This is a genomic window from Flavobacterium granuli (assembly GCF_900129705.1).
GTDB lineage: Bacteria > Bacteroidota > Bacteroidia > Flavobacteriales > Flavobacteriaceae > Flavobacterium > Flavobacterium granuli.
Window position 1 is genome coordinate 55,686 of record NZ_FQWO01000003.1, and the last position, 15,123, is coordinate 70,808.

Here is a 15,123-nt window from a genome sequence, read left to right on the forward strand (position 1 = left end):
GAAGTGTGTTGCTTTTAATAAAACGTTTTTTGAAAAAGTCAGGAGACTTTTAGGATGATTTCGCTTGTAATAAAATAGTAAAATTGCGCAAAGTCAGAGACGTTTGCGCAGCAGCTACGCTTTGCGGAGCCTTTATTTATTTAATGCAAATTTGTCTTTTCCGCGTAATATTATTTCTTTTGACTTTTTGATGTTTTCTGTTGTTTTTGTTGTCAAGTTGATAATATTTACATTCAGTTTTTCGTTCTCGTTTTCAAACTTCTCAACAATGATTCTTAATATATAATTTTCATCAACTAAATAGTTTTTATAATTAGCGTTTATTATTTCATTGTCGATTTTGAAAATTGTTGAATTGTCTTTTATATTTGTGTATTTCAATTTCAGATTGTTCAAAGAAATGAATTTAGGCTTATATGTTGATTTAGTTATAATATAAAGTTTTCCGTAATATTTTACATTTTCGACTTCAATATTTTCTTTTTTAATATTTACTGTTTCAATTTCATTAGGATTTATAGTTTTTAAGACGCTTTCGTTTGTAAGCTTTCCATTTATGAAATATGCAGGTTTTTTTTTATTTATAATTTCATTTTCATAGATGACTTTAATAATCGTATCGTTTTCAGATACAATTTCGTGATTTGTTATTGTTAAACCAGTAATTAATTCTTTCTGCTTTTGTCCGAAAGAATTAATTGTTAAAAGTAATATTGTAATAAAAAGTAACTTTTTCATAATTTTCCTTTTTACGTTTCTTTGGTTTTGACTAGACGCTACTTTATGGCGAGTATACATCCACGCCCGGGTAGATTATCGCAATTGATTAGTATCTGTCTCACAAATATATAACTTAATCTCCGAAAATACTTATAAGATTTGATTGTCTATGGCGTAAAGATGGACTTTTTTGGTGTTGTTTCGTTACGGGAAACCACAATTAGGTTCTTAAAAAAGCAAAGTGCCTAGCCCCGATAGTAGTGGAAATCCTTGTGGGGCTTTGGTTTTGCCCCACAAGATTGCAACGATAGCGGGAGTAGCTCCTAAAAAAAAATCCCCAACTACTTTCGTAATTGAGGATTTATTATTTAAAGAGTTGTGATTTTTATTCGTTCACAATAACCCATTCGCCAGTTGTCAAAAGACTTTCGGCTTTTTTATATTTCATCGTTTCCGTTTTTCCTGTAGCCACTTGTTTGATGGTTACATTGTCATTACGGTTGATTTTTGGCATGTCTCTCACGATTGTTTCCGTTACTTGACGTTGCTGTGTTTCACCCGCTTCACGATTAGCCGCTTCGCTATTTGGAATTTCATCTTTGCTTAATTTGAAATCTTCCTTTTGACGCACTTCTCTGGCTTCTTCGATAGCAGGAGCGCTTTGTTGCGGTAAATCTCCTTTGAATAAGAATGAAATCACTTCTTTGTTCACGCCGTTCAACATCGCGTTGAATAAGTTGAATGCTTCAAATTTATAGATAAGCAATGGATCTTTTTGTTCGTGAACAGCTAGTTGAACCGATTGTTTCAACTCATCCATTTTGCGCAAGTGTTTTTTCCAAGCTTCGTCAACAATGGCCAAAGTGATGTTTTTCTCGAAATCAGCGACTAATTGTTTTCCTTCGGACTCATAGGCTTTTTTCAAATCAGTTACCACGTTCAATGATTTCACTCCATCAGTAAATGGAACTACAATGCGTTCGAACTGGTTGTTTTTGTCTTCATAAACATTCTTGATAATTGGGAATGCTTCTCTGGCACTACGTTCGGTTTTTTCGTTGTAGTATTTTAAAGCTTCTTTGTATACTTTTCCAGTTAATTCAATTTCAGTCAATCTGTTGAAATCACTTTCGGTAACCGGAGAAGTGATAGAGAAATAACGGATTAAATCAAATTCGAAGTTTTTAAAATCATTTGTTCTTTTGGTGTCTTGAACGATCAGTTCGCAAGTGTCATACAACATGTTTGCAATATCCAGTTTTAGACGCTCTCCAAACAAAGCATGACGACGACGTTTGTACACTACTTCACGTTGCGCGTTCATTACGTCATCATATTCTAACAAACGTTTACGAACACCAAAGTTGTTTTCTTCTACTTTTTTCTGGGCGCGTTCGATAGATTTAGTCATCATCGAATGTTGGATTACTTCTCCTTCTTCCAATCCCATTCTGTCCATAACCTTGGCGACTCTTTCAGAACCAAAAAGACGCATTAAGTTGTCTTCAAGAGAAACGTAGAACTGAGAACTTCCCGGATCTCCTTGACGACCGGCACGACCTCTTAACTGACGATCCACACGACGGGAATCGTGACGCTCTGTGCCTACAATTGCTAATCCGCCTGCTGCTTTCACTTCGGCAGATAATTTAATATCCGTTCCACGACCAGCCATGTTGGTTGCAATAGTTACCACTCCGGCTTTACCTGCTTCTTCAACGATTTGTGCTTCTTGTTTGTGCATTTTTGCATTCAATACGTTGTGGGTCACACCGCGCATTTTTAGCATTCTGCTCAATAATTCCGAAATCTCTACCGAAGTCGTACCAATAAGTACCGGTCTTCCGGCTTGTGATAAGGCTGTTACATCTTCGATAACCGCATTGAATTTTTCACGAGTGGTTTTGTAGATGAAATCTTCTTTGTCTTGTCTGGCCATTGGTCTGTTAGTAGGAATTTCTACTACATCCAATTTGTATATTTGCCATAGCTCACCAGCTTCAGTAACCGCAGTTCCAGTCATACCGCCCAATTTCTTGTACATTCTGAAATAATTCTGTAAAGTTACCGTGGCAAAGGTTTGGGTAGCGGCTTCGATTTTTACATTTTCTTTGGCTTCAATCGCTTGGTGCAAGCCGTCAGAATAACGACGACCGTCCATAATACGACCGGTTTGCTCATCTACAATCATGATTTTGTTATCCATGATTACATATTCTACGTCTTTTTCGAAAAGGCTGTAGGCTTTCAAAAGTTGTGTCAAGGTATGAATACGCTCACTTTTGATAGCGAAATCTTGGAATAATTTTTCTTTCTCTTCCGCTTCTGCGTCTTTGTCTAGTTTTTTCTTCTCGATCATGGCAATTTCAGTACCAATATCCGGAAGAACGAAAAAGTCAGCATCAGTATCGCCAGAAAGGAATTTGATTCCGTTATCAGTTAATTCTACCTGATTGTTTTTTTCTTCGATTACAAAATACAAGGCCTCATCAATCTTATGCATTTCGCGATTGTTGTCTTGCATGTATTGATTTTCTGTTTTTTGAAGCAGTTGTTTAATACCTTCCTCACTCAAAAACTTAATCAATGCTTTGTTTTTTGGTAAACTTCTGTACGCTCTCAAAAGCAAGAAACCACCTTCTTTAGTGTTTCCTTCTTTGATTAATTTCTTGGCTTCAGCCAAAAATCCGTTAGCCAATTGACGTTGTAAATTAACTAGGTTTTCAATCTTTGGTTTCAGTTCATTAAACTCGTGACGATCTCCTTGAGGAACCGGACCAGAAATAATTAAAGGTGTTCTGGCGTCATCAATCAAAACCGAATCGACCTCATCGACAATGGCATAATTGTGTTTTCTTTGTACCAAATCATTTGGCGAATGCGCCATATTGTCTCTTAAATAATCAAAACCAAATTCATTATTGGTTCCGTAAGTGATATCGGCTTCGTAGGCTTTTCTTCTTTCGTCAGAATTAGGTTGGTGATTGTCAATACAATCTACAGTCATACCGTGAAACTCAAATAAAGGTGCTTTCCAAGTGCTGTCACGTTTTGCCAAGTAATCATTCACCGTTACAAGATGTACTCCATTTCCGGTTAAGGCATTCAGGTATAGCGGTAAAGTAGCTACTAATGTTTTTCCTTCCCCTGTTTGCATTTCGGCAATTTTACCTTGGTGCAATACCATTCCACCAATCAATTGGACATCATAATGAATCATGTCCCAAGTAATTTCTTTACCTGCGGCATTCCATTTGTTTTGCCAAATAGCGTTGTCTCCGTCAAGGCGAACATAGCTTTTTGTTCCAGAGAATTCTCGGTCTTTAGCTGTTGCTGTTACGATTATTTCAGAATTGTCTTTGAAACGTCTGGCTGTTTCTTTTACTACTGCAAAAGCTTCAGGTAGAATTTCTAGCAATGTTTTCTCCGAGATATCGTAGGCTTCTTTCTCTAAAGCGTCAATTGCGTTATAGATATCTTCTTTTTTGTCAATATCTTCAATGCCTTCTACTTCTTGTTGAAGTGCGCTAATCTTAGCGTCAATTCCGGCTCGGGCATGTTTCAGCTGATCTTTAAAGAAATAGGTGCGCGCTCTTAACTCATCATGTGACAAAGTAATCAAATTACTTTCAAATGTCTTGATTTTGTTTAAGTAAGGCTGTAAGGCTTTGACATCTTTGTCGGATTTGTCTCCAACAAAGGCTTTAATAATGCTATTTATGAAACTCATAATATGTTTGTATTTCTAATTTGTTTTCTAGCTGTAAATTTAACCAAAAAAAAAGCCTCTTTTGAGACTTTTTCTTGGGGTAATTTTTTTAATATTCATCCTCATTCCAAAGATAATCTTCGTCAGTTGGATAATCCGGCCAAATTTCTTCCATTGATTCATATATCTCGCCTTCGTCCTCTATAGATTGAAGGTTTTCTACTACTTCTAATGGTGCTCCAGCACGTATAGCGTAGTCAATAAGTTCGTCTTTGTTAGCAGGCCACGGTGCATCACTAAGATAGGATGCTAATTCTAATGTCCAATACATGTTTTGTCGATTTAGTTTTGTGCAAAAATAAAATTTTTACTGAAAAAGGCAAGTAAAAATCCATTTATTTTTTAAAAATTTAAGAACGTGTTTTTTAGTTTAAAGTTTAAGGTTTAAAAGTTTAAAATTTTGAACCGAAAAACACAACTGAATACTGATTTCTGTTTACTGAATTCTACTTTCTTGGAATCCATTGAACTTCTTCGGCCTTTAAATCATGAGACAACTTCCGTGCCAATACAAAAAGGTAGTCAGAAAGTCGGTTTAAGTACTTGATTGCGATTTCGGCAACGGGCTCATTATGACTTAAATGTACCGCTAAACGCTCAGCACGGCGGCAAACACAGCGTGCTATATGACAATATGACACAGTGGTATGGCCTCCAGGCAGCACAAAATGAGTCATAGGCGGGAGTTCGTTTTCCATGGCGTCAATTTCCTGTTCCAGTAATTCGATGTCACTTTCTATAATTCCTAATTTTTTTAAACGAAGTTCTCCATTTTTCATCACTTCTTTTTCGGGAGGTGTCGCAAGAATGGCTCCTATGGTAAATAATCGATCTTGAACTTCGATCAGGATTTTTTTGTAATGTGTATTCATTTCCTGGTCTCGTATCAATCCGATATGGGAGTTCAGTTCGTCAACAGTACCATAACTTTCTATTCTCGCATGGTCTTTTGGAACTCTGGTTCCTCCAAAAAGAGCTGTCGTTCCTTTGTCACCAGTTTTGGTATATACTTTCATTTTTGTATGTTTATTTGGTTATTTGTTTAATCGATTAAGCAAATAACCGAATAAACAAATAAACTATTTTGTAATGTCACTTTCAACAAGACCATCTCGCAAGCGAATGACGCGATGTGCGTGTTCTGCAATTTCCTCTTCGTGGGTAACCAGAATAACGGTATTTCCATTGGCATGAATCTCATCAAAAAGGGTCATGATTTCAAGGGAAGTCTTGCTGTCTAGGTTTCCTGTGGGTTCATCGGCAAGAATAATAGAAGGGCTGTTTACTAATGCTCTAGCTACGGCTACACGCTGGCGCTGTCCACCGGAAAGTTGATTGGAATGGTGGTCTATCCTGTCAGAAAGGCCCACTTGTGTCAGTACTTCTTTGGCTCTGTTGTGTCTTTCAGATTTAGAATAACCGGCATAAATCATCGGGAGAGCCACATTGTCGAGGGCTGTTGTTCGAGGCAAAAGGTTGAAAGTTTGAAAAACAAAACCAATCTCCTTATTTCGTATTTCGGCCAGTTCGTCATCTTTCATGTGGCTGACATCTTTGCCGTTCAAAATGTAAGTCCCTGACGTGGGAGTGTCTAAGCAACCCAAAAGGTTCATGAGCGTTGATTTTCCGGATCCTGAAGGGCCCATTAATGCAACATATTCGCCTTTGTTTATCTCTAAATCAATGCCTTTTAAGACATAGACAATTTCATTTCCAAGAACAAAATCTCTTTTGATGTTGGTTATTTTTATTAATGGATTTGCCATTTATGGTTACAATTGATTGATTGTGAATTCTCGGTTTTAAAAGTACAAAAGACTTTTGAATTAAAGATAAGTTGCCAAAAATACATTTTTGTTACAAAAATAATAGGGCAGTGTTCTTCGTTTGTTTGGATTAGGCTTATTGGTTTTCTTTGCGTTAGGGTTAATTTCATAATTAATTTAATTATTTGTATAATTTTTGTATTTAAATTGGGTATAGTTTAATGATGTCTATATTTGTTTGGTAATATTTAATAAATTGAAATTATGAAAAGTACAAATTTAGTATTAGGAATGGCGGTTTTGGCTCTTGGATTTACATCTTGTAAAGGAGAGAAAGAAAAAGAAGCAGAGAAAACAGTGGAATCTTATGTTGTTTATGTTGACTCATTGGAAAATTTGGCTCCGGAAGATGCTAAAGCTAATTGGCAGTCTATAGAAGCTACATATGAGTTGAAAAATAATCAGGCCGAAACAGCGCTTTTAGACTTAAAAAAGAGTGAAGAAGCGAGGGTGAAACTGGAAGCCAGTAGAACGAAGTATGCAGCATTGCAGGCTCAAATACAGGCCGAAATACAAGCTCAAACACAAGCTCAAACACAAGCTCAAATGCCAAACTCTAAGCAACAAATGCGAAATGCACTTTTTGGTGAAGGGAAAATTGGTGAGGATATGAATTTTAGCTGGGTTAATAAGGATAATATCCTAAATGTTTACCAGCAATTTGTAAACACTGTTCAGGCTAATAAAGATAGCTATTCTCGTGAAGACTGGGACGAAATCAAATTGATGTACGAAGCATTGGACAGCAGAAAAAACACCGTTGAAAAAGAAGGATTAACTTCTTCTGATAATAATAAAATTGCCGGATTAAAATTGAAATTTGCGCCCATGTATTCTTTGAACAGAATGGGAGCAAAGACGGATGAAATGGAAGAAGCTAAAAAATAAGACTAAAATTTTGAATAAGAAAGACCGTCAGCAATGACGGTCTTTTTTTGTATTTTGAACTTTTTAAGGGAGATGTGTGTTAGTTTTTGATCTTGTAAATCTTTGTAATATCTTTTAATATTTTGTCAAAATCAATTTCCAAATCAATCAGTTTTCCGGTGTGTATGTCAAAAACCCAACCGTAAACTTTTAAATTGCGTTGGCTGTTTGCTTTTTGTACTTCGGCTGTTTTGATAACATTGATACATTGTTCCTGAACATTTAATTCTATGAGTCTTTTGTATTTTTGCTGTTCATCAGTAATGGCGTCCAATTCATTTACATGTATTCGATACACATCTCGAATGTTTCTTAACCAAGGATTCAAGATTCCTAAATCAGCTTGTTGCATGGCTGCAAGTACACCGCCACAACCATAATGACCGCAAACTACGATATGATTTACTTTTAGATTCGTCACGGCATAATTAATGACTGACATGGAATTCAGGTCGGTATTGGGAACGATATTCGCAATATTGCGATGTACAAAAACTTCGCCTGGTTCTAATCCCATTAGTTCTTCAGCCGAAACCCGACTGTCAGAACAGCCAATATAAAGAAATTCAGGTGATTGTCCTTGACCTAATTTGTCAAAATAGTTTTCATCGCTTTGTAGTTTTTTAGCGATCCAATTTCGGTTATTCTCAAAGATTTGTTTGATATCCATAAAGTATTATTTATGGGGCAAATATACTAATCTATACGCGAATGATGAAATGTTCTTTGGGTTGTTCCCGTCTAAAAAAGACTAATCCCCACTGAAAAGTATCGATAGTGACTGTCACTTTTGGGTGTTTTTGTATTGTTTTCCAAGCTTCTTCCATTTCTTTCGACCAATGAATATCATCGAAAATCCAAACTGTATCATTACTGATGGTTGGGAGTAATAATTCAAAATAGTCTAAAGTCGCTTTTTTCGAATGGTTTCCATCAAAGTAAACGAGACCAAAGCCAAAAGGCGAAAGACTAAGGTCGCTCAAATAAGTTTCAAACTTCGTTACAACAGAATTTACATTGTTTAACCCAAATTGTTGCAATTGAGTATTTGCAATCGACATGGTATTTGGACAACCTTCCAGTGTTGTTATTTTTGCTTTTGGATTCCCCAAGGTCAGCGCAGCAGTCGCTAATCCTAATGAAGTGCCTATTTCTAAAATGGTTTCTGGCTTAAAATAATTCACGATTCTAAATAGCAATTTTGCCCTTTTAGGGCTGATTCCTGCCGTTTGGGCAATCTTTGAAATCTGTCTTTTATCCGATTTAAAAACTTTGGAACCCGCGCCAAAATCAGTCACTTCAATCGTTTTATTGTTTTCTAAAAGTGAATTTCTATAGTTTTTTAAAACTAGATATTCTGGTTTTGATTTTTTGTCGTAAAAACATTTGGTTAACAGATTAAAAACAAAAGGCGAATGTACGGCATGCTCATTCTTGGAGTGCCAAAGGAATTTTATGTAAGATTTTATTTGGAATAACATAGAAAGATTTGCAAAGTAGTCGCGAAGATACAAAGATAATCAGCAGTAGTGAATATCGTAAATTCAAGTATTTTTTTTTGGATTATTTAGCGTTCACTTTAAAGACTATATTTGCGACCTTGGTATTTACACTAAAAGCAATACCCATTTTTTAAGATGATTACGGAAGAAATACAAAATAAAACGACCTTAAGTTCAGAAGAAATTGACCGATGTATCGCTGTTTTGGCACAATTGAACGCGGATACAGATCAAATATTTGAGATTCCAAAAGAGCAAAGAACAGCCCTGATTAAAGCGGCAGGAATGTTTTCCAGACCGGATCGCGAGGAGTTTGCTCGCAGGAAAAAAGACGGAAAGGCTGTGGCCAAACGAAAAATGGAAAAAAAGGACAGAACCGCCCGTAAAGAGACCGGAATCCGATCTGCCCGGGAAGCGAGTGTTTTTGTTGCTCCAAAATTATTGGCTTCGCATGAGCTTACGAATAAAGGACAACTGGAACTGGAAACTCCCAGGAAGTGCTACGTTTGTAAAACCGAGTTTCGTAAAATGCACCACTTTTATGACAGCATGTGTACTGATTGCGGTGATTTTAATTATGCCAAGCGTTTTCAAACAGCCGATGTAAAGGGACAAATAGCAGTGATTACAGGTTCCCGACTGAAAATAGGCTATCATATCACCTTGATGTTGTTGCGCGGTGGAGCAACCGTTATTGCCACGACCCGTTTTCCGGTAGATTCGGCCTTGCGATTTTCTCAGGAAGCCGATTTTATGGATTGGGGACACCGCTTAAAAATTCACGGATTGGATTTAAGACATATTCCCAGCGTGGAGATTTTTTGCAATTTTATTGAGCAAAAATACGGGCGACTGGATATTTTAATTAATAATGCAGCTCAAACGGTGAGACGCCCCGCAGGATTTTACGCCCACTTGATGGAAAATGAAGAGCGTCCTATTGCTACTTTGCCTCAGCAAGCGCAGGAATTATTATTAGATCATACCAATTGTTTGGATGAACTAAAGGTACTGACAGCAGGAGCTTCTTCTAATCAAAATATGCCGGTAACTTGGCATGGACCCGAGCCCGGAATTGGCTTGCGGGCTTCCGCCAAATTATCCCAGATTCCCTATTCCTTCGATAATGCCTTGGTCGCAAATGAGGTTTTCCCGGAGGGGGAACTCGATGCCGATTTGCAGCAAGTGGATTTGAGAAAAACCAATAGTTGGCGCTTGAAATTAGGACAGATAGAAACTACTGAAATGATCGAAGTACAATTGGTGAATTCGGTTGCACCTTTTGTATTGTGCAATAGACTTTCAGAAGTGATGAAGAAAGACCATACGGGACAAAAACACATCATTAACGTTTCGGCAATGGAAGGAAAGTTTTATCGCGATTTCAAAGAAGACCGTCATCCGCATACCAATATGGCTAAAGCGGCTCTGAATATGCTCACACATACCGCTGCGGGAACTTTGGCAAAAGACGGTATTTTCATGAATGCGGTAGATACCGGTTGGGTAACAGACGAAGATCCTGCAGAATTGGCCAAAAGAAAACAGGAAGAAGAAGATTTTCAGCCGCCATTGGATATTGTTGATGGTGCCGCAAGAGTTATGGATCCTTTGTTTGATGGAATTAATACAGGAAAACATTGGTGCGGTAAATTTTTGAAAGATTATAATCCAATTCCTTGGTAAAAATCTATAAATTGTTCTAATATAAAGAGAAAGAATTGTTTGATAAACCACAGTAAATTTAATTTTGCTGTGGTTTTTTGTTGGCTATGTTTTAGTAAACAGATTGTTGAATAGTTTTTATCTATTTTAAAAAAAAAATCGATACTGTTTTTTGTGTAAATTAGCATAGAGAGTTTATAAAATAAAAAACAGATATAATTATGGAAAACAACATTAATCCGAATGGTGAAGGCAAATGCCCATTTTCAGGAACAGCTGCAAAACAAAGTGCAGGTTCTGGTACAAGAAATAATGATTGGTGGCCCAATCAATTGAAATTAAATATTCTTCGTCAACATGCTGAAGTGTCTAATCCGATGGGCAAGGAGTTCAATTATGCAGCGGAGTTCAAAAACCTCGATTTAGCAGCTGTAAAAAAAGATATTTTTGAATTAATGACTAACTCTCAAGAGTGGTGGCCAGCTGATTATGGTCATTATGGACCTTTCTTTATTCGAATGGCATGGCATAGCGCTGGAACCTATCGTATCGCAGATGGTCGTGGAGGAGGAGGTTCCGGTTCCCAACGATTTGCACCTTTGAACAGTTGGCCTGATAATGTAAACCTAGATAAGGCACGTTTGTTATTATGGCCTATCAAAAAGAAATATGGCAAGAAAATTTCATGGGCCGATCTGATGATTCTTACCGGTAATTGTGCTTTGGAGTCGATGGGAGTCAAAACTTTCGGTTTTGGTGGCGGACGTGAAGATATTTGGGAACCAGAAGAAGATATTTACTGGGGATCTGAAGGCAAGTGGCTTGATGACAAACGCTATACAGGAGACCGAGAACTCGAAAATCCTCTTGCAGCGGTTCAGATGGGGCTAATTTATGTGAACCCCGAAGGACCTAACGGGAATCCTGATCCATTGGCATCAGCACGTGATATTAGAGAAACTTTTGCCCGTATGGCCATGAATGATGAGGAAACAGTTGCTCTTATTGCCGGCGGACATACCTTTGGAAAAACTCATGGTGCCGCTGATCCAAATAAATACGTTGGTCCAGAACCCGCAGCTGCGCCTATTGAACAACAAGGGCTTGGGTGGAAAAACACTTTTGGTACTGGAAATGGAGAATATACAATAGGAAGTGGTCTAGAAGGTGCTTGGACAACAACACCAACAAAATGGAGCAACAACTATTTTGAAAACTTATTTGGATTTGAATGGGAATTAGCAAAGAGTCCAGCAGGTGCTCACCAATGGAAACCGAAAGGGGGAGCAGGAGCAGGTACAGTGCCGGATGCTCATAATCCATCAAAAAGTCATGCACCAACCATGCTTACTGCTGATCTTGCGTTGAGAGTTGATCCTATTTATGAACCAATTTCAAGACATTTCTTTGAAAATCCGGATGTATTTGCTGATGTATTTTCTCGTGCTTGGTTTAAGCTGACCCATCGTGATATGGGACCGATATCCCGTTATCTGGGGTCTGAAGTGCCTAAAGAAGAATTAATCTGGCAAGATCCTGTTCCGGCTGTTACGCATAAATTAATTGATGATGCCGATATCGCTACGCTAAAGACTAAAATACTGGATTCAGGATTATCCGTTTCTCAATTGGTGTCGACTGCTTGGGCTTCTGCTTCTACCTTTCGTGGTTCTGATAAACGTGGTGGAGCAAACGGCGCACGCATTCGATTAGCGCCACAAAAAGATTGGGAGGTTAATAATCCGGCTCAATTGTCTAAAGTATTAGAGACATTGGAGGGAATTAAATCAGAGTTTAATAGCACTATATCTGGAGGAAAGCAAGTTTCTCTTGCTGACTTAATCGTACTTGCTGGTTGTGCGGCTATTGAAAAGGCAGCGAAAAATGGAGGTCAGAGCGTAATTGTACCATTTATTCCCGGAAGAACCGATGCGTCACAAGAACAAACAGATGTAGAGTCATTTGCAGTTCTGGAACCTGAAGCAGATGGTTTCCGTAACTATATGAAAGCAAAATATACTATATCTGCAGAAGAAATGCTGGTGGACAAAGCACAACTACTAACGTTGACCGTGCCTGAGATGACTTTGCTTTTGGGTGGACTACGTGTTCTTAACACTAATTTCGATCATTCCAATAAAGGAGTATTCACAAACCGTCCTGAGGTACTTACTAACGATTACTTTTTGAATCTATTGGATTTAGATACGACTTGGAAAGCAACTTCTGATTCTCAAGAGGTATTCGAAGGGCGTGACCGTAAGACTGCCGAATTAAAATGGACTGCGACTCGTGTTGATCTTATTTTTGGATCCAACTCTGAGCTTAGAGCAATTGCTGAGGTATATGGATGTGAAGATGCTAAAGAGCAGTTCGTAAACGATTTTGTGGCAGTGTGGAATAAAGTGATGAATTTGGATCGTTTCGATTTGGTCTAATTTTTTGTCGCCTTTTAAATCAAAATACTTAGAAACAGTTTATAATAGAAAAACCACAACAGAATCTAATTTTGTTGTGGTTTTTTAATGCTATTTTAAAATAAGTATTTAACTCAGTAAATTGCGACTGAACACTGCGACTGCAGACTGAATACTAATTTTATCCTTCTATCTTCGCGCTCAGCTCAAACCAGCGTTCTTCTTTCTGATCTATTTTATTGATGATATTTTGTAATTCGTTCGCTTTTTTCTCGATATCGGCATCGGCAACTTTCCCGTCTGAGAATAATTGCTCGATTTTAGTTTTATCAATTTCTAAATCCTTTATTTCTCTCTCCAGTTTTTGATATTCTTTTTGCTCGTTGAAAGTCAGATTTCCGGTTGGGTTGTTTTGTTTCCAGTCTTTTTTATCGGCTTTGTTTTCCTCTTTTTGAGCCACATCGGCACTGTCTTCATAAGCTCTGAAATCAGAATAGTTTCCCGGGAAATTTTCCACCACACCTTGTCCTCTAAAGATAAACAAGTGATCTACAATTTTATCCATGAAATAACGGTCGTGCGATACCACTAATAAACAGCCGGGATAATCCAGAAGGAAGCTCTCTAAAACGTTCAGGGTCACAATATCCAAATCGTTTGTAGGCTCATCGAGAATCAAGAAGTTAGGATTCTGAATCAAAACCGTACACAGGTACAAACGTTTTAATTCCCCACCACTCAAACGGTCTACAAAATCGTATTGTTTTTTAGCATCAAAAAGAAAACGCTCTAACAACTGAGAAGCCGAAATGATTTTTCCTTTCATCAACGGAATGTATTCTCCGTATTCCTTGATTACGTCAATCACACGCTGTCCCGGTTTTGGGTTGATTCCGCTTTGGGTATAATAACCCAGTTTGATCGTTTCGCCAATCACCACTTTTCCACTATCCAGCGGAAGTGTTCCCGTTAACAGATTCAAGAAAGTCGATTTTCCGGTTCCGTTTTTTCCAATGATTCCAATGCGTTCTCCGGGCTGAAAGTCAAAACTGAAATTATCCATGATCACATGATCCTTGAATTTCTTGGAAATTTTGTGAAGTTCGATAATCTTACTTCCCATACGCTCCATGTTGATTTCGAGCTCTACCTTGTTTTCCTTACGGCGACTTTGTGCTTTTTCTTTAATGTCGTAAAAATCATCCTGACGGGATTTCGACTTGGTCGTTCTCGCTTTTGGCTGACGGCGCATCCATTCTAATTCTTTTACGAAAAGGTTTTGCGCTTTGTCTACACTCGCATTTTCGGAGGCGATGCGTTCCTCTTTTTTCTCTAAATAATATGAGTAGTTTCCTTTGTAGGAATATAATTTTCCGTTGTCCAGCTCGATGATTTCGTTACAAACACGCTCCAGGAAGAAACGGTCGTGCGTCACCATAAACAAGGTAATGTTTTCTTTGGCAAAATAACTTTCGAGCCATTCGATCATTTCCAGATCCAAGTGATTCGTAGGTTCGTCCAAAATCAACAAGTCAGGGCGGTTGATCAAAATAATGGCTAGAGACAAACGTTTTTTCTGTCCACCCGATAGGTTTTTTACTTTCAGTTTGAAATCTTCCAATTTCAGTTTGAACAAAATTTGCTTGTATTGGGTTTCAAAATCCCAGGCATTGTGCTGATCCATTCCGTCAAAAGCTTTTTGATAAGCTTCCTCGTCTTCTGGATTTTCCAATGCTTTTTCATAAGCTTCAATCACTTTCAAGATTTCATTGTCTGAAGCAAAAATGCTTTCTTCAATCGTTAATTCGTCTTGTAAGTTGTTGTTTTGCGACAGGAAAGCCATTTTAATTCCTTTTCTCAAAACCACTTGCCCGGTATCGGATTCGTCCAAACCATTGATAATGCTCATAATGGTTGTTTTTCCCGAGCCGTTCTTGGCTATAAAGGCAATTTTCTGGTCTTTGTTGATTCCAAAAGAAATGTTTTCAAAAAGTGTTCTTTCTCCAAAAGATTTGGATATATTTTCGACTGATAGATAATTCACAAGTGTAATTTTTTGCAAAAGTAAGCTATTTATATGGAGTTGTTGCAATCCTGTGAATTAGAGTACGAAAACTAATAGGATTTAAAGTAAATGATGGGTGTTGTCTGTGAAATTAAACTCGTGCAAATCATTTATTCTCCACTCTCAGCTAAGGGTTTGGAAGCTAAATGATTTTGTTATTGTAAAAAAAAGCTTCATTTCACGATTTAAAAACGGAAAAAATGGTATTTTCGTCATGGAATTGGCTAAAAAT

11 protein-coding genes are annotated in these 15,123 nt (G+C 37.6%); 3 read left to right on the forward strand and 8 right to left on the reverse strand.

The window, feature by feature from the left end; all coding sequences use genetic code 11:
• Positions 1 to 132: 132 nt before the first annotated feature.
• The 5 genes from BUB25_RS05270 to BUB25_RS05290 all read right to left on the reverse strand — a co-directional run bounded on the left by BUB25_RS05270 (position 133) and on the right by BUB25_RS05290 (position 6,255).
• Positions 133 to 738 carry a hypothetical protein gene (locus BUB25_RS05270; RefSeq protein ID WP_139256888.1) on the reverse strand — a complete coding sequence of 202 codons (606 nt, stop codon included), beginning with the start codon at positions 736 to 738 and terminating at the stop codon, positions 133 to 135.
• 367 nt (positions 739 to 1,105) lie between these two features.
• On the reverse strand, positions 1,106 to 4,450 hold the full coding sequence (gene secA, locus BUB25_RS05275) for a preprotein translocase subunit SecA (protein WP_072941232.1): 3,345 nt from the start codon (positions 4,448 to 4,450) through the stop codon (positions 1,106 to 1,108).
• A gap of 88 nt (positions 4,451 to 4,538) precedes the next feature.
• A complete protein-coding gene (locus tag BUB25_RS05280) occupies positions 4,539 to 4,760 on the reverse strand; it encodes a DUF2795 domain-containing protein (RefSeq protein WP_007138072.1) in 222 nt (73 codons plus the stop codon).
• Between the two features lie 175 nt (positions 4,761 to 4,935).
• Positions 4,936 to 5,505: a cob(I)yrinic acid a,c-diamide adenosyltransferase gene (locus tag BUB25_RS05285; protein WP_072941235.1), complete on the reverse strand. Its 570-nt coding sequence runs from the start codon at positions 5,503 to 5,505 to the stop codon at positions 4,936 to 4,938.
• A gap of 63 nt (positions 5,506 to 5,568) precedes the next feature.
• The gene (locus BUB25_RS05290; RefSeq protein WP_072941238.1) at positions 5,569 to 6,255 is read right to left on the reverse strand and encodes an ABC transporter ATP-binding protein; all 687 of its coding nucleotides are present in this window, start codon (positions 6,253 to 6,255) and stop codon (positions 5,569 to 5,571) included.
• A 264-nt stretch (positions 6,256 to 6,519) separates the two neighbouring features.
• Between BUB25_RS05290 and BUB25_RS05295 the strand changes: the two genes are divergently transcribed.
• A complete protein-coding gene (locus tag BUB25_RS05295) occupies positions 6,520 to 7,203 on the forward strand; it encodes a DUF6565 domain-containing protein (protein ID WP_072941240.1) in 684 nt (227 codons plus the stop codon).
• A 79-nt stretch (positions 7,204 to 7,282) separates the two neighbouring features.
• On the opposite strand, the gene BUB25_RS05300 is transcribed toward BUB25_RS05295, so the two are convergent.
• Together BUB25_RS05300 and BUB25_RS05305 are read right to left on the reverse strand one after the other, a co-directional pair.
• Positions 7,283 to 7,912 carry a carbonic anhydrase gene (locus BUB25_RS05300; RefSeq protein ID WP_072941243.1) on the reverse strand — a complete coding sequence of 210 codons (630 nt, stop codon included), beginning with the start codon at positions 7,910 to 7,912 and terminating at the stop codon, positions 7,283 to 7,285.
• Between the two features lie 31 nt (positions 7,913 to 7,943).
• Positions 7,944 to 8,723 (reverse strand): O-methyltransferase, encoded by a 780-nt coding sequence (locus tag BUB25_RS05305; RefSeq protein ID WP_072941246.1) that lies wholly within the window; start codon positions 8,721 to 8,723, stop codon positions 7,944 to 7,946.
• Between the two features lie 156 nt (positions 8,724 to 8,879).
• Between BUB25_RS05305 and BUB25_RS05310 the strand changes: the two genes are divergently transcribed.
• Entirely contained in the window at positions 8,880 to 10,430 is a 1,551-nt protein-coding gene (locus tag BUB25_RS05310) for an SDR family NAD(P)-dependent oxidoreductase (RefSeq protein ID WP_072941248.1), read from the forward strand.
• Between the two features lie 200 nt (positions 10,431 to 10,630).
• The gene (katG, locus tag BUB25_RS05320) at positions 10,631 to 12,847 is read left to right on the forward strand and encodes a catalase/peroxidase HPI (protein WP_072941253.1); all 2,217 of its coding nucleotides are present in this window, start codon (positions 10,631 to 10,633) and stop codon (positions 12,845 to 12,847) included.
• Between the two features lie 160 nt (positions 12,848 to 13,007).
• Here the strand turns inward: katG and BUB25_RS05325 are convergent, their stop codons facing one another.
• Complete coding sequence (locus BUB25_RS05325; protein WP_072942063.1) at positions 13,008 to 14,870, reverse strand: ABC-F family ATP-binding cassette domain-containing protein; 1,863 nt, start codon at positions 14,868 to 14,870, stop codon at positions 13,008 to 13,010.
• Positions 14,871 to 15,123 lie beyond the last annotated feature (253 nt).